The organism is Rickettsia australis str. Phillips (genome assembly GCF_000273745.1).
Taxonomy (GTDB): Bacteria; Pseudomonadota; Alphaproteobacteria; order Rickettsiales; family Rickettsiaceae; genus Rickettsia; species Rickettsia australis.
Map to the genome: position 1 here is coordinate 1 of NZ_AKVZ01000042.1, position 22,105 is coordinate 22,105.

Here is a 22,105-nt window from a genome sequence, read left to right on the forward strand (position 1 = left end):
CATATGAAGTATCACAAATTTGATCACTCTTTAAAAATAAAAACTGACAAGCTCCTTCATTTGCATATATTTTAGCAGGTAATGGAGTAGTATTAGAAAACTCTAAAGTTACATGTCCTTCCCACTCCGGTTCTAATGGAGTCACATTTACTATTATACCGCATCTTGCATAAGTGGACTTGCCGACACAAATAACTAATACATCACGCGGTATTTTAAAATATTCTATAGTTCTGCCAAGAGCAAAACTATTAGGTGGAATAATACACACATCTACTTCTCTATCAACTAAATTATATTCACTGAAATTTTTTGGATCAACCGTAGTAGAATTTATATTGGTGAATATTTTGAATTCATTAGATACTCTAGCATCATAGCCGTAAGAAGATAAGCCGTAAGAAATAATCTTTTCTTTATTATGAACTCTTATCTGCTTTTCCGCAAAGGGCCTTATCATACTTTGATTTATAACAGCTTCCTTTATCCACTTATCTGACATTATAGCCATAATCAAAACTTAATTTAATTAATAAACTAATGATTATAACTCATAATTATTTACAATACAAAATTTTTCTTTTAAATTGTAAGTCTAATCTACTTGAATAATGATAGTGACAATAATACAACATTATATACTTTAAATTAAATTATTACAAATTAAAATAGTTTTTTATTGTCAATTCTGAAAAGAATTATTATATACTAGCGTAGTTGATTTATATTTATTAATACTAAAATTTATTTTGTATAGTAAATTTGATTATTTAAGTAGGAACTTAATATTAAAGATGAAAAAATTATTATTAGCTGCAAGTATTATTTGCTTTGCATCGTCTGGTCTTGCCGAAGAAAATCCAACACCTGTTATTTCTAATTCTGATACTGAAATAAAATTAGAAGGATTTTATTTATTTGAAAGCGGTTATATTAAACAGGATCATTTAATTTTATTTGATAAAAATGTAACTGATAACAGGAAAAAGTTAGTGTTTTACACGGAAGCAGCGTTTGCGGCAACTATTTCTAAAACTATCAACGATGTAATAGCAGGTGCTAAAATAGTGCTTCAGCCTACTACAAAAGCAAAAACCTCTGCAAGTTATAACGGATCACATATCTTTATTGAAACTAGTTACGGTAAAGTAGAATTAGGTTCTCCCGTCGATGCAAGTTCTAAATTGCGTATTACCGGCTCTCAAGTAACCGCAGGTACCGGAGGATGGTATAGATATGCTCTACTTGATGGACAATATATGAGGTATAACGGTTTAAAACCGGATTTCGATACTAGTGCTAGCTTTTATCTTGAATCATACTCAAACTCTTTTGATCAAGTCAATGAAAAAACTGAAAAAGCTAGAAGACTCAACTTTTTCACACCTAAAATGGAAGGCTTCCAGGCTGGTATCTCTTATACTCCCGATACTGCTAATACGGGCGGTAACAAAGATATAAATAATTTAACGCTTGAAAGCTCAGGAAGAAACGGAGTTAGTGTTTCTAGAACCGGAATAAAGACGGTTTCCTTAGGAAATGGTGAAACTATGGCTATAAATCAGAATATTAGAGATGCTTTTTCTGCTGGCTTAACTTATGAACATGAAATTAGCGAAGATGCAGACTTAAAATTATCCGTTACCGGAGAGTATGGTAAACCTGCTCGTCGTCTTGTTCATGCTAAAATGGAAGGCACTAAGGTAATAGAAGTATTGAATACCTATAAGCTTTCTAATTTAAAAGCATATAATCTTGGAGCCGTATTTACTTATGGTAATTTCTCTTGTGGTGCTTCTTACGGTAATTTAGGTAAAAGCTTAACTACTAAGGAGTATTATAAAGTCGGTCGTGATACCTATTATTACAATGGAGCAGTTGCTTATGGACAAGGACCTATAAAGACAAGTCTTGAATATCTTAAAACTTCAAGATATAAAAACACCGTCGATGCTGTGAGCCTCGCTACTGAATATAAGATTATGCCTGGTTTATTACCATATGCTGAAATTTCTCATTTCCAAGCTAAAGGTAAACCTGTATATTACCCTGAAGCATCTAGTAACACAACACGAGGTACTGTTGGTCTTATAGGTACAAAACTTAAGTTTTAATTATTAATTACCATTACTACTATAATAATGCTTAGAGCAATCTTATGTATAGTACTGGACAATTTTTAAAAAGTCCTCCTATGTAATCCCTGCGAAAGCAAGGATCCAAGCTAAAAAATCTTGATTCTAAAGTTTTTTAGGTTTTACTGAGATTCCAGCTTTTGGGCGTTGTTGCATGGCTCGCAAAACCCACTCTATGTCATTCCCGCTTCCGCGGGAATGACATAGAGTGAAAACCTTTTGGTATCTTACCTTAATTATTATAACTTTTTAATTAAATTATCAACAATTATAGTTTTGTCTTCGTAATAGCTTTGTCTACTCTTCTACTAAACCTTTAAACCATTTTATTAGCTTACAGCGCTCTAATTCTTATCAAATTATACTTAGCTTTGTACTTTAAGTCCCAAGTGAACTTTGAAAAATTCCGGTTATACTGCCTTTTGATTAAATAAAATTATATATTTTATTTTTAGATATTGACTTTTTCTGATTACCATATATTGCGTTGCAACCATAATATATGGTAATCATGTAATATATGATTTTTATTATTTTAAAACAGGAGTAACACTATGAATCATGCTCAATTTACAACCTCAGGATATTCCTTTGTAAATGGATTAAAAGCAGTTACAAGATATGCAACCGCTGCTAAATTATTATTTAAAGATGCATATAATTTTGTTTCTAGTTCCAACTTAAAAAAATATTTACATACATGCTTTAAAAATATTCAGAAAGTCTATAAAAAAGACGGGTATTTTGAGGCAGCATTGAAGTTTTTAATATGAAACAGGATAATTCTCTCAAGATAAAGAGGAGATGTAACTCAGAACATAGAAAAACCAACGTCAGAAGACCGTGAAAATTTTTTCTCTCCTATATTAAACGTATTTAAAAACATGATGGAAACACGTAATATTATAGATAAATATATTATTGCAATCCCTCATTTAATGAGTATAGGTTTTACCCAAAAAAATTTCAAGCCCCAACCATATTATAAGTAAAAAGTAAATTTGATGCAATAAAGGTACCAGCACTTATGGCTGCTGTGCTACCGCTATCGGAAAACCTGTAATAGATATAATTAGAGACGATTATTTTACAAAATAATTCAATTTTTTAAAGATAGTAATAAGCTATTAACTGGTGTTAATAACCTTTTCGGTAATAATAATGAAGATTTTATATATTATCGTTAGAGGAAAGTCATCAGGATAATCAGGCTGATATTATAGGAGTAGGAGATTAACATCTATTAATTTAAATAGGTAAGATGAATTTAAAAACTTTTAATAATAGAACTATACAAGCGAATTTATAGATAATTCGCTTGTATCACACCATATAAAATATGCTATTTTTTGTATACACTCAATCTTTATTATAATTATGATGAAAATCTATTATTTTTAGGGAAACCCATAGGCGGTAATTTACCAGTACTACCTCTTTTTCCTAAAAATGCAATGATATTTTTCTCAAGTTTTACTTTTCCATTGTTGTTCCAACCTAAGCCATCTTCTTTATTAAATATTTTAATATCAAGTAACTTTGCATTCTTAAATTTTTGCAGCGTTACGCCTTGCCCCTTTTTCATTTCCGGTATTTCATCTACATTAAATACCAATAATTTACGGCTCTCACCGATACAGGCAACGGCGTCACCCACTACAGGTAAACAAGCTATACATGCATGACCATCCGGTACATTCATAATTTGCTTCCCTGTTTTTGTTTGAGCTATTACTTCGTTTGAATTAACTAAAAACCCCTTACCTACACTACTTGCGAGTAATAAAAGCTGATCAGGTTTATGGACTAAAATATTAGTAATATCGTTATTGCCTATATCCACAAGCAGCTTTATAGATTCGCCGGTTCCTTTACCTTTGGAAATATTATCGGCAAGCAAAGTAAAAAACCTACCTTCCGAACTAACTATTAATATTTTATCGGTTGTATAAGCTTCTAAAATAAACTTCTCTGCATCACCTTCTTTATATTTAATATTCGATAAATCGGTGTTATGACCTTTTAGTGAACGCGCCCACCCCATTTTTGAGCAGATAATAGTAATCGGCTCTTTAGTAATAAACGCTGTTATATCAACTACTTGATTCGTAAGCGTTACTTCTTCAAAGCTTGTACGTCTATCTCCTATTACGGTATTTAATCCAAATTTCGTTTGTACTGCTTTGATTTCTTTTTTAACTATTTTCCATAGTTCTTTAGGATTATTTAAAATCTCTTCTAATATAGCTTGTTGCTTCTGCAAATTACTATGCTCATTAATAATCTCCTGTTCTTCAAGCTTGCGGAGCGAACGAAGACGAGTATTTAATATTGATTCTACCTGTATTTCGGTTAGTTTAAACCGCTCCATCATTATCGCTTTCGGCTCATCCTCTTCACGAATAATTTTAATTATCTCATCAAGCTTTAGATAAGCTATGCTAAGCCCCTCTAGAATTTCTAAACGATGCTTGATTTTATTCAAAAGATAAGTTGACCTGCGAGTAACAATATTTTGTCTATGAGCTAAAAACTCTTGTAAAACCTCTAAAATATTCATTACTCTAGGCACGTTATTACTGCCAATCACATTTATATTTAGCTGAATGCGGCTTTCTAAATTCGTTAGCTTAAATAAAGACTCCATAACTATCTGCGGATCACAACTACGGTCTCTTGGCTCTATAACCAACCTTATAATGTCGGTTGATTCATCTCTAATATTGCTAACAAGCGGGATTTTTTTATCCTTTAGTAATATTGCTATTTGTTCTATAAGTTTTGATTTCTGAACCTGATAAGGTATTTCGGTTACGACTATCTGATATGTACCGTAACTTAGCTCCTCTTTTTCCCATCTACTTCTCACTCTAAGACTACCGCGTCCGGTAGTATATGCAGTATTAATAACTTCAGCTTTATCAATAATTATGCCGCCGGTTGGAAAATCAGGACCTTTGATAAAGTTCATTATATCATTAATTTCAGCTTTCGGGTGGTCGATTAAATGTATTAGAGCATCACAAAGCTCATGTAAATTATGCGGCGGTATATTGGTTGCCATACCGACTGCTATCCCTTCAGAACCGTTAGCTAGTAAATTTGGAAAACTTGCCGGCATTATTATCGGTTCTAAATCGGAATCATCATAAGTAGGGCGAAAATCTACCGTATCTTTATCAATATCTACCATTAATAAAGTACATATTTCCGTCATACGTGATTCGGTATAACGCATAGCTGCTGCATTATCACCGTCGATAGAGCCGAAATTACCCTGCCCGTCAATCAAAGGATAACGTAACGAAAAATGCTGAGCAAGGCGTACCAAAGTATCATACACTGCCACATCACCGTGCGGGTGGTATTTACCTATTACGTCACCGACCACCCTTGCACATTTCTTATAGCCGGAATTCGGCTCAAGCTTTAGCTGTAGCATTGCGTATAATAACCTACGATGTACAGGCTTAAGTCCATCGCGTACGTCAGGAAGTGAACGTGACATAATCGTTGACAACGCATAAGCAAGATAACGCTCCGATAATGCATTACCAAAGTCAATATTTTCCATTTTAGCTTCTTTCATAAGTTATTTAATTTTTATTTATCGTCATTGCGAGAAGAATTACGTAGTAATTCGACGAAACAATCCAGTTAAAAATTCTGATTTACAGAATTTTTTTAATTATTCTCTGGATTGCCACAGCGCTTCGCTCCTCTCAATGACGACTGTGTATCCACGCCACAATGCTCACTAACAATGCCAAGAATATCCCAAGCATCTTCATGTTTTATCCAATATTTAGTTTCTTTCAATCTTTTTATCTGCAAGTTTTGAAAATGCTATCTCTTCCTCAATTGTCATGTCATCAAAATCTTCTTCATCTATTATCATAAATTATGCCAATTATATTATTTCAACACACAACTCTGCTTATTATATGCTAGTTTCTTACAAACCGCTTTAGCTTGACTAAGACTGCCATAATCACCAGCTAAAATTAAATAGAAAAATTTTCCGTCGTCATATTCAACTTTTTTGGTTGTGATAACAACATTTTTAAGAATTTTTGGGAATTTCTTTTTTATTTTTGCCCCTTCTTGCATTGCTTCTGCTTCAGATTTTACTGAACCTAGTTGTATTTTATAACTTTCATTATTTTTACAATTTTTAGCATTACTAACCTTATTCTTACTGCCTTTTTCAAGCTTTATTATATTTAAATCAGTTTCATTTTTGGCGTTATTACTTGACTCTATTAATGCAATAAGGCTGGATATTTCATCAAAAGATTCATCACTTTGACTTTGATTACGAGAATCTATACTCATAGGTTTCTCAGGGTCAGGAAGCAATTTTACGGTTTTAATATTTGTATCTTTCGCAATAAGATTTTCATATATCGTACTATGTACTGCTGCTATTTGGTTATTTTCTATTATAGAGGGTCTTATTTTTGTAGGCAGCTCATCAGGATAAATAGTAATTACCGGCTTACTATTCTGATAATATTGATAACTAAAATAAATACCGGATATACATATCAAGCATACTAGACATATTTTAACAACAACATTATTGATCATATTGTATGGCTCAGTTTCACCACTGTCACCACACGTGGCTTAACCACGGGGTCCAGCAAAAAAATACGAATACAAAAAGCTTGATTTATCTCGCTTTATGCTGGAGCCCGTGCAAGCCCACGGGATGACAGGATCAGTTTGCCTCATATTACATCCTATCCATAGGTTCTACACCTATCACTTCAAGACCACTAGCTATAATTTTCTGTATGGCACTTGCAAGAGCAAGACGAGCAGTAGTTAATTCTTTATTGCTCTCAATTACAAATCTATAGTCGCTATTTTCTTGACCAAAATTCCACATAGAATGAAATTTTGAAGCTAAATTTATTAAATAAAATGCAATACGATGCGGTTCAAAATATTTTGCAGATGTTTCTAATGTTTTTGTCCAACTAGCTAAAAGTTTTATGATCTCAATTTCTTCTTCTGAGGATAATAAAGATAAATCATACTTACCGGCTTCAAAGTTATTATAAGATTCAGGCGTTAATTCTCTAGCTTTTGATAAAATTGATATTGTTCTTACATGTGCATATTGTACATAAAAAATGGGGTTTTCTCTTGATTGTTCTTTCACTTTTACTAAATCAAAATCAAGCGGCTTATCATTTTGCCTTGTTAACATCATAAATCTTATGATATCTTTCCCCACCTCATGATTTACGTCTTGTACACTAGCAAAGCTTCCAAGACGTTTTGACATTTTAACCGGCACACCGTTTTCAACAAAATTGACCAATTGACAGATTTTAACGTCTACTTTAACTTGCTCTTTGCCTAGAGCCTTAACTATTGCCTCAATTCTTTTAACATACCCGCTATGATCAGCACCAAGTACATAAATTAGGTGGCTCACTCCCCTATCTATTTTATTCTTAGCATATGCAAGATCGGAAGCAAAATAAGACCAACTTCCGTCAGCTTTTTCTATAGGACGATCCTGACTATCACCATAGTTAGTAGATTTAAATAACTTTTGAACTCTGTTATCCCATTCATCGTGAACTTTACCTTTAGGAGCGGGGAGTATTCCTTCATAAATCAGCCCCATACCGGTAAGTAATTTCACCGTTTCCTCTATTTCGCCTTTATCATGTAATGACTGTTCAGAAAAAAATATATCATGTTTAATACCAAGGTCTGCTAAATCTTTTCTATTTAAATCAAGCATCTTTTCTACGGCAAAATTTTTGACTATTTTGAATCTTTCCTCTTCATCCATCGTTAATAATTTATTACCGTACTCCTTCGCCAAAATTTGCCCAAGCGGAATTAAATACTCGCCTGGATACAAACCGGCAGGGATAGTAATTTTCTCGCCCAGAGCTTCTCTATAACGTAATAATACCGTACTAACTAAATCATTTATTTGCGAACCTGCATCATTAACATAATATTCTTTTGTAACGAAATAACCTACTTTTTGCAAAATTCTAGCTAACACATCACCATATACTGCACCCCTAGCATGCCCTATATGCATTGGACCAGTGGGATTTGCCGAAACATACTCGATGTTAATATTGCTGCTTTTATCTATATCAATTTCAAGAAACTTTTCTTCGTGCTGTAGAATATCTTTAATTGCTATCTGCCAAGTTTCAGCTTTTATAGTAAAGTTAATAAAGCCGGGTCCTGCTATTTCTATACTTGCAATATAAGGTAATGTTATAAGGATTTCTTTAAACTTTAAAGCCACTTCCCGAGGAGCAATCTTTTCTTTAGCAGCAATAATCATTGCAATATTACTTGATAAATCGCCGTTAAAACTATCTTTCGGAGTTTCAATAGTAGCATTATTTGCTATTTCTTGATTATTATATAATTGCCTGCTTGCCGCAATTATATCTTGTTTTAATTGATTAAATATATTCATAATTAAGTTTTTAGATATTATTAAAATTCAGCGAACAAAGCTGATTATATTCTTGAATAGCAAAACGGTCGGTCATACCTGCTATATAATCGGCAATAACTCTAGCTTTACTATATGTTTCATTAGAGTCTATTAGCATTTTCCAATTAACCGGTAATAAATTAATATCATCCATATAAACCTTAAATAGACCTTGTACGATTTTAGTACATTTAAGGCTGATGGCCGTAATTTTATTACTTTTATAAACTCGCTCATGCAGAAACTTTTTAGTTGCCTTAATACAGTCATTAGTTTTTTCGGTAAAATCCACTATCTGATAATTTAAGTTACGTATTTCATCTATATTAATAATTTTTTCTTTATTTAAATTTTCTTTTGTTTGCCATAATAAATCGGTAATCAATTCATGCATTAGCTTACGTACTACCTCATAAATCAGACAAGAGGAGCTAATATTCTTAAATTTTGATTTGAGTTCAAAAACATGCTGATCAATATATTTAAGCTCAGCAAGACTATTAAAATCGATAATTTTAGCACCGATACTATCTTCCAAATCATGCGAAATATAGCTAATATCATCGGCAAGTGCTGCTATTTGAGCCTCCGCAGACGCATAAGTACTAAGCTCTAAATCATTTTGTTTATTATACTCCGCTATATATTCATTTATTTCACCAGCTATAGGACCATTATGTTTTACGATTCCTTCTAAAACTTCCCATGTTAAATTTACTCCGTTATAAGCCGCATATCTTTTTTCAAGTAGTGTTAGTATCTTTAAAGATTGAGCATTATGGGAAAAGCCGTTATACTCTTTCATACATTCATTTAAAGCTCTCTCTCCAGCATGACCGAAAGGCGTATGCCCAAGATCGTGAGCAAGTGCTATTGTCTCAGCTAAATCACTTGATAAATTTAAAGTATTAGCAACCGAACGTGCAACAGTCGAAACCTCTAGGGAATGAGTTAGCCTATTTCTGTAATGGTCTCCCTCATGATTAATAAAAACCTGAGTTTTATATTGCAAACGCCTAAATGCATTGGTATGAATAATGCGATCACGATCACATTCAAACTCGTTTCTATAAGAGGTAGGGATTTCTTTATATAATCTTCCCCTACTTTTAAGAGGATCAGAAGCATATGAAGCAAGCATCGTTATCCTTTATTTTGAAAGGCGTTATTATGAGTCTCTTATGTCATTCCCGCGTAGATGGAAATCCAGTAAAATCTATAAAAACACGTTTTTATAGATTTATTTTATTAAGCATGCTTATTATTAGGCTATTTATTCTGGATTCTCGCCTCCGCGGGAATGACATAGAACCGCTGTACCAAAGCTACACCACAACGCCATCTTGAAAAAATATTCATTATACTATATAATTTATAAGACTTTTACAAGGTAATTTTGGTGATGATAACAATTACGGATAGAGCTTTTCAACGAGTTTTTGAGTTAATAGAGCTAGAAAAAGATAAGAATTTAGTACTGCGAGTTTCTGTTGATAGCGGTGGTTGTTCAGGACTTATGTATAATTACGAACTAGTCTCAAAAGATAATATAGAGCAAGATGATTATGTCATTACTAAACATAATGCTACAATTATTATTGATCCTATCTCTCAAAAATTTATGCTAGATTGTACTTTAGATTTTATAGAGGAACTCGGCAGTTCATATTTCAACGTTAGTAATCCGCAAGCTACAGTAAAATGCGGCTGCGGTAATTCTTTTTCGGTGTAACGTGTCATCCCGTGGCTTGACCACGTGATCCAGTTAAAATACTAAAATTATTAGTATTTTTTATTGTTTGTATGGACCCCGTGGTAAAGCCACGGGGTGACACAGTAGGTTTTACCGGTCCACGCAACAATGCCTTCCCGCGTAGGTAGAAATCCAGCATAAGGCGATATAAATAGAGCTTTTAATTTCAAAAATTTGCTGTATGTATACCTTTTTTCTAGATTCCTGCTTTCGCAGGAATGATATCGCAACGTCAAACTTCTAGCAAAATTCACAAACATTTTCTATAATTTAATGTTACTCATTATGTTGAGAGGCGATACCAAGCCCATCAACTTCAACATTATCACCATAAGGAGAATAGGCTATTTCCTCATTATTATTGCTATTATTCCCCTTCTTATCATCATCTTCTTCATCTGAACTACTATCCCCTACCCCTAGGTCAATATGATAATGTTGGGCTTGTTGAGCTATTAAACTTTGTTTTAATGTTTCAGCTTGAGGTTTTCTTAAATTTAATCCTTGTTCTCTACATTGCTCCATAGAGAGAATTTCAAGATCTTGAGATTGTCTTATTAAATTATCACATACAAAAACTCCATAGTCCGAAGTATTTCCTTCTGCTTGTTGTGGAGTTTTCAAATCTATTATTTCTGCATCAGAACAAACATCAGTAATAAGGGCTACTAAGTCAGGACGATCGTTTAACGATCTGCCCAAAGGATCATTATAAGTAAATATTATCTTATTTGTATTATCATCTTTAGTAATCACCATACTTACCCAATGCCCATGTCCTGATTAATAGGCATAAGTATAACTTTACCTTTGTTCTGCAAATCCTCATGCACTCCCTCTATAAGTGCATCTCTTACTTGGTCAGGACTTGTTAAATCAACATGGGTAACTGTAGAGAATTTATTTTTATCTATATTTGCTTCTAATATATTTTTTATATCATCTTCACTATACCAGTAATCTGATTCTTGTATATTTTCTATAGTGTGAAGCAGGGTATTTCTTGTTGGCTGTTGTTGTGTTTGCTGCGGCTGAATTAAAAGCTTCTTCTTGTTTTTGAATCTGCATATCATTTGGTTTATTTGTTTCTTTTTGTTCATTAGTCAATTGCTCATTTTGATTTTGTTGTACTTTTGGCCACTCCTTGGCTTGCGGCTCCGGCAGTGATACAAAATCATTTACTAGAGTCTGTGTATCGCTGAAAAATTTTGTTCTATTAACCTCCTTGGTAAACATACTAAGATCTTCTATTTTGCCTTTTTCAAGCATTGCACGTATAAAACCAATATTTTTTGCCATATCCGTATCAAAAGCTTTTAACACTTTTGATACTAATTCTTGTTTTTCCTTATCATTTTTATCGATTCTACTTGCAGCTCTCAAATATTCAAGCCATTCTAAAGCTTCGGTATAATACTCTGTTGTTACGTTATTTTTTAATTTTATATATAAAATAGCTTGATCTAATAAATTCTCTTCAATTGAGATTTTTTTGCTTCGTCAACTGCCTCTGTCAGCGGCTGCCACTTTTACGGTTGCGGATAAAGTGTTTTATAAAAAGATAAAGCCTTCCATTGCTGATTTAAGAAATATACATCATTACCTAATATTTCTTGGAAATGAATTTTAGCACTTAATATCTTTCGACTCATAACACTTCCTTATAATTTCTAAAAATGAAGTAACCATGGTTAGGTGATCATCGAATATTTAATATATATTTCATTAAGCTCTTCTATTTCTTTTAAAGCAGGAAAAACTTTTTTCAGTTTTTTGTGCCGGTGATTTATTTAATATTTTTTTTTGCAAATAAGGTTGAATTAATGAATAATTTTTTGAGAACGTGTCTAAATCTAATTCTTGATATACATTAAGATTATCAGAAGAAATAAATGGGCTTATCATATTATGTTTATTGACTTGGAAGAAATTTATAATAATTTTACCCATAGTTAAAATATTCTCCTTTACTTGATGAGATAAAACTTGTGATAAAATTGGCTTCTGTGTTTCTAATTTTTGCGGTTTTATATATATTTCTTTTATTTTAGCCCATTTACTTTGGTTTGAGTCCTTGACGTGACTTAAGTCCTTAATATTAAGCGTATCTGAAAAAGGTTTTACACATAGGGACATCAATTTTTTTACTTGTGCAATAATAAGCGGTTCATATAAGTTTTTTACTCAAAATATCTTGTAGCTCAAATTTCAATACAATAATCATGATATTTTTCTGTTCCTCAGCAGTTATAGTAGCATTTGTATTGGAAGCAGAATTAGGCAGAACATCTCCTGTGCCTTTGGAAGTGGCAAGTACATCCAAATTAAGATGTTTTTGCCAATCTATTACAGTAATGTTAGTATTTTTTTCTTCTTCATTCTTACTCTGAGAAATAGCATAGATATAAGAAAAGATTTGTTCTCGCTCTACTTGTATTTCATCATTTGCGATTGTTCTAATTAATAATGAAATGGCATCTATAACAATAAAAAAATCTTTGATATCAAGTGTTTCTAGAAAAGATTTAGTATCAGCGCTAGTTTTTTAAATAAATTTACAGATTTTCCTAGCTCTTCAATTATAAATTTTTGTCCTTCATCTAGATTTTGATGCTTTGCGTCCTTACGGAGTTTACTTTCTTCTATTTTAATTTTAACTTTTTTTCTTCTTTAGTTTTATAATTAATAATAGAAATTATATAAGATACAGCATCTTTTAATTGTTCTTTAATTTCCGGAGTTAACTGACCATTACTATCTCTAAAAATATTAGTGAATTGTTGATATGTAGAGTCAACAACATCACTTGCACTATTATCTCTAATTACGACTAAAAATCTAACTTTTTTCGGCTAATTCTAATATTTGCCGGTAAATATATAAATTAAGAATTGTTGGAAATCCCCAGACATTCTATAATATTAATTCCACCTTTATCATCAGATATAAAGAAATTATTAACAAGTTTATATCCATAATTCACTTGATGATGTATTTTTTCATTATATTTCGGTTCTTTCGCATATAAAGAGGGCTCTTCATCTGCTTCTAATTTTTGTCCGCTTAAAAAACAACTAAGAGTAATTGCCCCTACTCCGTTCATCCCTACCATTAAAATTAGTTTATTTATACTATTTCCTGTTTTAGTAATTTCATTATGGCTTTCTGCAATTAATCTTAAAAGCTTATTACCGTTCTTTATGAGCGGTCTTTCCAACTCATGGTAATTTTTAAGAGGTTGTAAATTTTTATTTTCGATTTCAGAATCGAGGTTTCGAGCTTTTGTTTTCTTTAAATATGCATTCATAGAATTTTCATTTAAAATATCTACTTCGGAAACGAGCTGAAATTCTGAATTATCATTAAAATTAGGAGAGATTCTTAATTTTGCTAACTTATGCTGATTATTATGTTTTATCTCTAATAAAGTTTTTATTCCGATATTAGTGATTGTTTTATTACGTACTAAAGAAAGTTTAGTTATTGTTTTGTTAAGCCTAAATATTTCAGCTAAAATTTTTGTTTGCTTATCATTTATATCACAATTGTCCCAAAATACTCGCTCGATAGTCTTATTATTTCTTAAATAATTTGCTATATATTGTATATCTTCCGTTATAAAGTGGTAGTTACTAAAATCCAAAGCAGTTACCTGGATAAACTCTGCAAGCCCGCTATTTAGTTTTACTAATATTTCATTAAATATAGACCGAGTGTTATTAGAAAGCCAAGCGCTATAATATCTTTATATTCATACTTAGATATGAAGCTTGTGTTTGGAGTTAATATCTCTTTAATATTAATATTACGTAATTTCATTAAAATATTACATTCTTCAAGAATAGTTAAGTTTGGAATGTTTTTTTGTTCCAAAATATTATTAAAATACTCCGTCAAAAAATCATGTATATTTTTTAAACCTCGTTCCTGTTTGGTGCTCCCCACCGACTAAACATACATATTTACCTAAAATAATTTATATTACTCCAAATACAAACATTTTTACTCCGTAAGTTGAATCAATAAATATTAATACTACTTGAAAAAGTTTTGGGTAAGTAAATTTACAACAAGAATTTAAAGGTGAATTAGTGAAATTCTGAGGATAAGAAAGTTCTATTTTTTATATTGTAAAAAATTATCACTTCTATTTTTAAATTGAATTAATAGAGGATATTGTATATATATTTTGAAAGGTAAAATTTGAGATTATTTTTCTTTTGTAATTTTATCATATTTTTTTAGTTTGATAAGTATGGACTCTAGATTATCTAACTTAATCATACATGGACCATCACTTGGAGCGTTATTGGGATCTTGATGTACTTCCATATACATACCGGCGATACCTACAGCAGTTGCTGCCTTTGCAAGTAGCTCTACATATTTTCTGTCCCCTCCGGTACTACCTCCTAGTCCTCCAGGCTGCTGAACGGAATGTGTCGCATCAAAAACTATAGGTACATTTAATTCTGCCATTATTGCAAGACTACGCATATCAGATACCAAATTATTATAACCAAAACATGCTCCCCGCTCTGTAAATAATATATCCTTTACTCCAAAAGCTTCTAGTTTTGTTTGTACATTTTTCATATCCCACGGAGCTAGAAACTGTCCTTTTTTTACTTTTACTATTTTACCTGTTTTTGCTGCAGCTTGGAGTAAGTCAGTTTGTCTACATAGAAATGCTGGAATTTGTAAAATATCTGCTACTTCGGCTGCTTCAGTACATTGACTCTCTGAATGAATATCAGTAACAATAGGGCAATCGAATTCAGATTTTACTTTTGATAAAATTTCTAAACCTTTCTCAATACCAAGTCCTCTAATCCCATTTACGGAAGTTCTATTAGCTTTATCAAAAGAAGATTTATAAATAAATGAAATCTCTAGCTTACTAGTTAATTTAACAAGTTTTTCTGCCATAAACAACGCATGATCTTTTCCTTCAATCTGACAAGGCCCTGCAATGAGAACAAACGGTAAATCATTTCCTATTTTGATATTGTTAAGTTTTACTATTTTTTGCATAATTCTTAGATTTAATTATTGAGTGATGCACGGATTAGTGTTTCTCTGTTATATCAGGCACTGATTCATTTTCTATTAAGTCATTGTTAATTATCAGTGTATAATATTTTTCTTTTATTGTCGTTAAATTGTAATTACCATGATAATAACCTTCTAGGTTAATAATGTTCTTTAAATAAAAATTTACCTGCTCTATTTCTAACGGCTCATCTATATTTTTTATAATAGACGACTTAATATTAATTAAATATGCTTTTATTTTTTTAAATTCTTTAATAATTATAAAAATATCATGCGGTTTTGTTACCAACATTCCTACAAACAAAATTAATAATATTTGTGTTAAAGACATATTTATATTAACTTCTTATGTTTATATTTTGGATTTAAAATACTTGCCCCATTAGTACTTAACATATATTCATGGTAATCTTGATAATTTCCTTCAAACCATGTAGCATTATTGTCTTTATCATATGATATAATATGAGTGGCTATTCTATCTAAAAACCACCTGTCATGACTAATTACTAATACACAACCTGCAAAATCTAAAATAGCATCTTCAAGTGCTCTTAACGTATCAATATCTAAATCATTAGACGGCTCATCTAATAATATAACATTTGCTCCTTCTTTTAGTAATTTTGCCAAATGTACTCTGTTACGTTCTCCACCTGAAAGTTGTCCAACTTTTTTTTGTTGATCACCGCCTTTAAAATTAAAAGCTGCACAATAAGCTCTACTTTTAATTATTCTATTACCAAGTTGTAATTCATCTAAACCTTCTGAAATTTCTTCCCATATAGTCTTATTATCATCTAAATGATCCCTTGATTGATCAACATACCCTAATTTTACCGTTTGACCAATTTTAATAGCACCACTATCCGGCGTTATTTTACCTGTAATAATATTAAACAACGTAGATTTACCTGCTCCATTCGGTCCAATAATTCCTACAATAGCTCCACGTGGAACTTTAAAACTAAAATCTGATAATAATATTTTACTATCAAATTTTTTAGCTATATGTTCTGCTTCAATAACAAGATCGCCTAAACGAGGTCCATTAGGTATAATTATTTGAGTAGGATCAATTTTTTGTTTCTGTTGTTTATTTAATAACTCTTGATATGCTGTAATACGTGCTTTATTTTTTGATTGTCTAGCTTTTGGAGTTTGACGAATCCATTCAAGTTCACGATTCAATTGTTTTTTTCTATCATCGTCTTCTTTACTTTCTAAAGCTAATTTTTGTTGCTTCTGTTCAAGCCAAGAACTATAATTTGATTCCCACGGTATACAATTTCCACGATCTATTTCTAATATCCATTCTGTAACATTATCTAAAAAATAACGATCATGGGTAATTACTATTACAGTACCTTCATAATGCTTTAAATAACCCTCAAGCCAAGAAACTGATTCTGCATCTAAATGATTTGTAGGTTCATCAAGTAACAACATATCAGGTTTCTCTAAAAGCAATTTACATAAAGCTACTCTTCTTTTTTCTCCACCGGAAATTTTTGTAATATCTGCTTCTTTTGGTGGGCAACGTAAAGCAAGCATTGCGATCTCTATTTCACGTTCTAGATTCCATCCATCACAATTGTCTATTTTTTCTTGTAATTCTGCTTGTTTATCAAAAAGCTTTTGCATTTCTTCATCAGTGATTTCAGCAGCAAACTTGTTACTTATATCGTTAAATTCGTCAATAAGCTTTTTCTTTTCATAAAGGCCTTCTATGATATTATCAAACACATTTTTACTAGCATCAAGATATGGTTCTTGAGGTAAATATCCTACTTTTATACCAATTTTAGCTGTTGCTTTACCTTCAAACTCTTTATCAATACCTGCCATTATTTTTAATAAAGTTGATTTACCTGATCCATTTGGACCTATTATACCGATTTTAGCTTTTGGTAAAAATGATAAATTTGTTTCTTTTAAAATTCGTTTACCATTTATAATTTTGCTTAAACAAACCATTTCATAAACATATTGATATGACATAAATTACTTATTTCCTTATATTATTATTTTACACTGATACATATATTTACTACTGTATTGTATGAATTTATTGCTCTATGATCATATAATTCAAAATTAGACATTGTAATTTCTATCATTATTTTTCTAGTTTGGGTATTTATCTTAAGAAAGAAAATACTGTATATACTTTAAATCTTAACAGTTTTTTTAATTTAATTTTAATAATATCAAGTCTAATTCTTCCAAATCTTTATAATGAAATATTAATTTTCCGCCTAATGGATAATTCTCTATTGTTATTTTTATGCCAAATTTTTCTGACAAAGCTTTTACTAATAATTCTAGATCATTATCAGCAGCGTTGTCCTTTAAAAAACGCTTTTCTACTTTGTGATTATTGTTAGAAGATTTTGTATACTCATTTTTATACCATTGTCTTACTAGTTCTTCTGTTTGACGTACATTTAAATCATTATTTATAATATGATCGGCTATTACTTCTGCATGTTCATGATTTATTAAACATCGAGCTTGTCCCATGCTTAATATATTCTCATTTACTTTATCTTGAATAGATTGTGGCAAATTATTAAGCCTCAACAAATTAGCTATATGACTACGACTTTTGCCAAGCCTTTCAGCTAATTTTTCTGTTGTATAATTAAAATTTTCTACTAAATATTTAAAGCCACGAGCTTCTTCCATAACTGTTAAATCAGTTCTTTGTATATTCTCAATTAACGCTATTTCCATACTCTCTCTAGCATCTAAATTTTTTATAATTACTGGTATCTCTAAAACTTTTGCTAATTTACACGCACGCCAGCGTCGCTCTCCTGCTATAATTTGGAAATTATTATCAACAATAATAGGCTGTAATAAACCATTATTCAATATAGAATCTGCTAATTCTTTTATTTTATCATATTCAAAGTTTTTTCTAGGCTGATTCTCATTTGGTCTTATTTTATCAATATTTATTATTTGTATTATTTCTGATTCTATAGAAATAACTTCTTCTCCAAGTAATGAAGATAACCCTCTGCCTAGTCCTTTATTTTTCGCCATATCTTTCTAAAATTTCTTTTGTAAGTTCTATATATGCAACTGCTCCCGAACATTTATAATCATATATAATAGCCGGTTTTCCGTATGAAGGAGCTTCAGATAATTTAATATTTCTTGGAATAACAGTTTTAAATACTAATTCTCCTAAGCATTTTCTAACATCATCTTCTACTTGCTCAGTTAAACGATTACGCTTATCATACATTGTAAATAATATACCTGCAATCTTTATCTTAGGATTTAATCTTTTCTCTACAATTTCAATTGTTTTTAGCAAATGACTTAATCCTTCTAAAGAATAAAAATCACATTGCATTGGAATCAGCACTTCATCACTTGCAACTAAAGCGTTTACCGTTAATAAATTTAATGAAGGAGGGCAATCAATAATGATATAATCATATAATATTTTTATTTCTTCTAATAGCTTCATTAAAATATATTCTCGGTCCTTTAATTTTGTTAAATCTAATTCAGCTGCAGATAGATTAGTGTTTGAAGTAACTATTGCTAAATTTGGTATATCTGTAGAAATTATTGCATCTTTCAGTTCTATTAAATTTATTAATACTTGGTATATAGTATTTTTGCGTTGTTGCTGACTAATTCCAAAACCAGTACTACTATTCCCTTGAGGATCAAGATCTATAACTAAAATTTTTTTATTTACCGCAGCAAAAGCTGTAGCTAAATTTACAGTAGTTGTAGTTTTAGCCACTCCTCCTTTTTGATTAACAATAGCAATTACTTTCATATAATTTCTGTTAAATTACTAACTTCTAGAATTTTCCCTTCTTCACAAGTAATACTTTGATGTATTAAATAATCAAATAACCACATCTCTTTAGCTTCTACTATTTCTGTTAAATAATTTTTTCCTTTTAATAATAAAAATTTTTCTTGTACTGAAATATTTTTTATACAATTAAATATTGTATTTAATTTAGAGAAAGCTCTACAAGTCAATATACTACAATCTATTTCTACTTTTTCTATTCTTTGATTTATTATTTGTATGTTATTATTTGATATCTTTGATGCTTTCTCTAAAAATATACATTTGCGTAAATCAGTTTCTATTAAACTTACTTTTGCTACCCCTGCTATAGATAATACTATACCGGGAAAACCGGCCCCACTTCCTATATCAACCAAGTGTATTTTTTTATTCTCAATATATTGCATTAATTGTAATGAGTCTAATATATGACGTTTCCAAAAATTATGTATAGTATTATCCGATACAAGATTGATTGATTTATTCCATTTTTTAACTAACTTTTGAAAAATTTCTAATTGTTCAATTATTTCACGTGGAACTTCCATCACTATATTTAGTTTTTAAATAAATTATAATAGCCGTAATTGCTGCAGGTGTAATCCCTGGAATTCGACGTGCTAAACCAATAGTAGTAGGTTTATGGAAAGACAGTTTTTCCTGTATCTCTAATGATATACTTGGTATTTTAAAATAGTCAATATTTTTAGGTATTAACTGTGCCTCTTCACTTTGAAATAAATTAATATCTGCGTGTTGTCTAGTTAAATATGAAGCATATTTTGCTTCAATATAGAGTAATTGCAAAATATTATTATTTTGCGTTTCTTTAAGCATAGGAAAAATTTTAATGGCTTGTTCCACATTAAAACTAGGTATTTTAAATAAGTCCAACACTGTTTTATATGTACCATCCTGTGCAACCTTTATATCCATTTTAGCAAGTTTACTAGTAGTTAAAGACAAGGTATTTAATAATGATTTTGCTTTTTCTATATCTTCATATTTTTTTGTAAAAATTTTTTTACGTTTTTCTGATACAACACCAATGTTGATCCCTAATTCCGTTAAACGTAAATCAGCGTTATCTGCTCTTAAAGATAATCTATATTCTGAGCGAGAAGTAAACATACGATAAGGTTCGATAGTACCAAATGTTGTTAAATCGTCAATCATTACTCCAATATAACTGTTTGCTCTTGTTAACATAAATGGTGCTTGATCTTTTACTGCTAAAGCAGCATTTATACCTGCTATTATACCTTGCCCTGCGGCTTCTTCATATCCTGTAGTACCGTTAATTTGTCCAGCAAAATACAATCCAGATATTTTTTTTGTCTCTAGCGTAACACTTATTTCACGTGGATCAACATAATCATATTCTATAGCATAACCTAGACGTAAAACCTTTACATTTTCTAATCCTGGTATTGTTTTGATTAATTTATGTTGTACATCTTCAGGCAAAGAAGTAGAAATACCGTTTGGATAAATCGTATAATCATCTAACCCCTCAGGTTCTAAAAATATACGATGTTCTAATTTCGTACTAAATCTGACTATTTTATCTTCAATAGAAGGACAATATCTCGGTCCTATTCCTTCTATCTGCCCTGAATACATTGCGGATTTATTAAGGTTCTCACGTATAATATCATGGGTTTCTGAGGTTGTTTTTGTAATAAAACAATTTATCTGAGGAACATTGACAACATTTGTTAATTCAGAAAAAGGACGAGGAGTTTTATCGCCGAGCTGTAAAGCTGTTTTACTATAATCAATAGTACGCCCGTCAATTCTTGGTGGTGTACCTGTTTTTAAACGGGCAATTTTAAATCCTACTTTTTTTAATGCATTTGATAATCCATACGAAGGCTCTTCATCTACTCTACCAGCAGGAATTTTTTTTGTCCAATATGAATAAGACCTGATAAAAAAGTACCCGTAGTTAATATAATTTTTTGACAAGGAATTTTATTATCGTTATTTAAAACAACCGCTTCAACTTTAGAAGATTTAATTTCTATATCTTCCACTTTCCCATATAATATATCTAGATTAGGGTAATTTGTTAATATTTGATACATCGCTTTTTTATAAAGCTTTCGATCCGCTTGAGCTCTAGGTCCCCAAACTGCCGGCCCTCTAGTCTCATTCAGCATTTTATAATGTATACATGCTTGATCTATAACATAACCCATTAACCCATCAAGGGCATCGATTTCTTTAACTAATGTACCTTTTGCAATTCCACCAATTGCTGGATTGCAAGACATTTCGCCTAAATTTCCCGGTTTTAACGTAATTAAGAGAGTAGAAGCTCCAAGACGTGCAGAAGCGGCTGCTGCTTCTACGCCTGCATGTCCACCGCCTATAACTATTACGTCATATTTTAGCATTAATTATTCTATAATTTCAGATTTGTTAAAGAAAAATTCGATTTCTCTTTTCGCACTGTTTTCACTATCTGAACCATGAATACTATTAGCCTCAATTGATTTGCCTAAATCTTTTCTAATAGTTCCTGCTTCAGCTTCAGCAGGATTAGTTGCCCCCATAATGGTACGGTTTAAAATTATAGCATCTTCCCCCTTAAGAACTTGAAGTACTACCGCTCCTGAAGTAATATATTCAACTAAGCTATTAAAAAACGGTCTTGCTCTATGTTCATCGTAAAAACACTCAGCTTCATACTTAGTTAAAAATTTCATTTTCTGAGCTACTATCTTTAAGCCTGCATTTTCTAAATAAGTATTAACTTGTCCTATTTTATTCCTCTTGATAGCATCAGGCTTAATCATTGAAAAAGTATATTGTATTGTCATTTTGTAACCTTTATATAA

Annotated in this window: 22 protein-coding genes and 1 pseudogene; 3 read left to right on the plus strand and 20 right to left on the minus strand. The window is 31.1% G+C overall.

What is annotated here, in order from left to right:
- The coding region (gene dcd, locus A452_RS0107010; RefSeq protein WP_025999605.1) for a dCTP deaminase at positions 1-511 on the minus strand (511 nt) is incomplete at its 3' end.
- Between the two features lie 283 nt (positions 512-794).
- Here dcd and A452_RS0107015 point away from each other — a divergent pair.
- Together A452_RS0107015 and A452_RS0107020 are read left to right on the plus strand one after the other, a co-directional pair.
- Positions 795-2,114 (plus strand): porin, encoded by a 1,320-nt coding sequence (locus tag A452_RS0107015; RefSeq protein ID WP_014412106.1) that lies wholly within the window; start codon positions 795-797, stop codon positions 2,112-2,114.
- Positions 2,115-2,689: 575 nt separating this feature from the next.
- Positions 2,690-2,908 (plus strand): hypothetical protein, encoded by a 219-nt coding sequence (locus tag A452_RS0107020; protein ID WP_017208697.1) that lies wholly within the window; start codon positions 2,690-2,692, stop codon positions 2,906-2,908.
- Between the two features lie 602 nt (positions 2,909-3,510).
- Here A452_RS0107020 and parC read toward each other — a convergent pair.
- The 4 genes from parC to A452_RS0107050 form a co-directional block, all read right to left on the minus strand.
- The gene (parC, locus tag A452_RS0107025; protein ID WP_014412105.1) at positions 3,511-5,724 is read right to left on the minus strand and encodes a DNA topoisomerase IV subunit A; all 2,214 of its coding nucleotides are present in this window, start codon (positions 5,722-5,724) and stop codon (positions 3,511-3,513) included.
- A gap of 326 nt (positions 5,725-6,050) precedes the next feature.
- A complete protein-coding gene (locus A452_RS0107040) occupies positions 6,051-6,725 on the minus strand; it encodes an SPOR domain-containing protein (protein ID WP_014412103.1) in 675 nt (224 codons plus the stop codon).
- Between the two features lie 148 nt (positions 6,726-6,873).
- Positions 6,874-8,604, minus strand: a complete 1,731-nt coding sequence (argS, locus tag A452_RS0107045) for an arginine--tRNA ligase (RefSeq protein WP_014412102.1) — start codon at positions 8,602-8,604, stop codon at positions 6,874-6,876.
- Positions 8,605-8,614: 10 nt separating this feature from the next.
- Positions 8,615-9,766 carry a deoxyguanosinetriphosphate triphosphohydrolase gene (locus A452_RS0107050; protein ID WP_014412101.1) on the minus strand — a complete coding sequence of 384 codons (1,152 nt, stop codon included), beginning with the start codon at positions 9,764-9,766 and terminating at the stop codon, positions 8,615-8,617.
- Between the two features lie 258 nt (positions 9,767-10,024).
- On the opposite strand from A452_RS0107050, the gene A452_RS0107055 reads away from it, so the two are divergent.
- Positions 10,025-10,357: an iron-sulfur cluster assembly accessory protein gene (locus A452_RS0107055; protein ID WP_025999606.1), complete on the plus strand. Its 333-nt coding sequence runs from the start codon at positions 10,025-10,027 to the stop codon at positions 10,355-10,357.
- 297 nt (positions 10,358-10,654) lie between these two features.
- On the opposite strand, the gene A452_RS0107060 is transcribed toward A452_RS0107055, so the two are convergent.
- The 15 genes and pseudogenes from A452_RS0107060 to ndk all read right to left on the minus strand — a co-directional run bounded on the left by A452_RS0107060 (position 10,655) and on the right by ndk (position 22,087).
- Positions 10,655-11,137: a ubiquitin family protein gene (locus tag A452_RS0107060; RefSeq protein WP_014412099.1), complete on the minus strand. Its 483-nt coding sequence runs from the start codon at positions 11,135-11,137 to the stop codon at positions 10,655-10,657.
- Positions 11,138-11,326: 189 nt separating this feature from the next.
- Positions 11,327-11,761, minus strand: coding sequence for a hypothetical protein (locus A452_RS12300; protein ID WP_017208699.1), 435 nt, complete (start codon positions 11,759-11,761; stop codon positions 11,327-11,329).
- Between the two features lie 146 nt (positions 11,762-11,907).
- Positions 11,908-12,030 carry a hypothetical protein gene (locus tag A452_RS12660; RefSeq protein ID WP_274517403.1) on the minus strand — a complete coding sequence of 41 codons (123 nt, stop codon included), beginning with the start codon at positions 12,028-12,030 and terminating at the stop codon, positions 11,908-11,910.
- 73 nt (positions 12,031-12,103) lie between these two features.
- Positions 12,104-12,514 (minus strand): hypothetical protein, encoded by a 411-nt coding sequence (locus A452_RS0107070; protein WP_014412097.1) that lies wholly within the window; start codon positions 12,512-12,514, stop codon positions 12,104-12,106.
- Positions 12,515-12,545: 31 nt separating this feature from the next.
- A complete protein-coding gene (locus tag A452_RS11260; RefSeq protein WP_014412096.1) occupies positions 12,546-12,701 on the minus strand; it encodes a hypothetical protein in 156 nt (51 codons plus the stop codon).
- 561 nt (positions 12,702-13,262) lie between these two features.
- The gene (locus A452_RS0107080) at positions 13,263-14,021 is read right to left on the minus strand and encodes a leucine-rich repeat domain-containing protein (RefSeq protein WP_014412095.1); all 759 of its coding nucleotides are present in this window, start codon (positions 14,019-14,021) and stop codon (positions 13,263-13,265) included.
- A gap of 44 nt (positions 14,022-14,065) precedes the next feature.
- Entirely contained in the window at positions 14,066-14,323 is a 258-nt protein-coding gene (locus tag A452_RS0107085; protein ID WP_014412094.1) for a hypothetical protein, read from the minus strand.
- A 264-nt stretch (positions 14,324-14,587) separates the two neighbouring features.
- Positions 14,588-15,412: a 3-deoxy-8-phosphooctulonate synthase gene (gene kdsA, locus A452_RS0107090; RefSeq protein ID WP_014412093.1), complete on the minus strand. Its 825-nt coding sequence runs from the start codon at positions 15,410-15,412 to the stop codon at positions 14,588-14,590.
- Positions 15,413-15,446: 34 nt separating this feature from the next.
- Positions 15,447-15,764, minus strand: coding sequence for a DUF2672 domain-containing protein (locus A452_RS0107095; protein ID WP_014412092.1), 318 nt, complete (start codon positions 15,762-15,764; stop codon positions 15,447-15,449).
- A 2-nt stretch (positions 15,765-15,766) separates the two neighbouring features.
- Complete coding sequence (ettA, locus tag A452_RS0107100; RefSeq protein ID WP_014412091.1) at positions 15,767-17,434, minus strand: energy-dependent translational throttle protein EttA; 1,668 nt, start codon at positions 17,432-17,434, stop codon at positions 15,767-15,769.
- A 189-nt stretch (positions 17,435-17,623) separates the two neighbouring features.
- On the minus strand, positions 17,624-18,484 hold the full coding sequence (locus A452_RS0107105) for a ParB/RepB/Spo0J family partition protein (protein ID WP_014412090.1): 861 nt from the start codon (positions 18,482-18,484) through the stop codon (positions 17,624-17,626).
- Positions 18,471-19,238: a ParA family protein gene (locus A452_RS0107110; protein WP_014412089.1), complete on the minus strand. Its 768-nt coding sequence runs from the start codon at positions 19,236-19,238 to the stop codon at positions 18,471-18,473. The genes A452_RS0107105 and A452_RS0107110 overlap by 14 nt, the downstream gene beginning before the upstream one ends.
- The gene (rsmG, locus tag A452_RS0107115; RefSeq protein ID WP_100213903.1) at positions 19,235-19,810 is read right to left on the minus strand and encodes a 16S rRNA (guanine(527)-N(7))-methyltransferase RsmG; all 576 of its coding nucleotides are present in this window, start codon (positions 19,808-19,810) and stop codon (positions 19,235-19,237) included. The genes A452_RS0107110 and rsmG overlap by 4 nt, the downstream gene beginning before the upstream one ends.
- Positions 19,794-21,661: pseudogene (gene mnmG / locus A452_RS08800) on the minus strand (tRNA uridine-5-carboxymethylaminomethyl(34) synthesis enzyme MnmG). Before mnmG ends, rsmG begins: the two are co-directional and overlap by 17 nt.
- A 3-nt stretch (positions 21,662-21,664) precedes the next feature.
- Positions 21,665-22,087 carry a nucleoside-diphosphate kinase gene (gene ndk, locus A452_RS0107125; RefSeq protein WP_014412086.1) on the minus strand — a complete coding sequence of 141 codons (423 nt, stop codon included), beginning with the start codon at positions 22,085-22,087 and terminating at the stop codon, positions 21,665-21,667.
- Positions 22,088-22,105 lie beyond the last annotated feature (18 nt).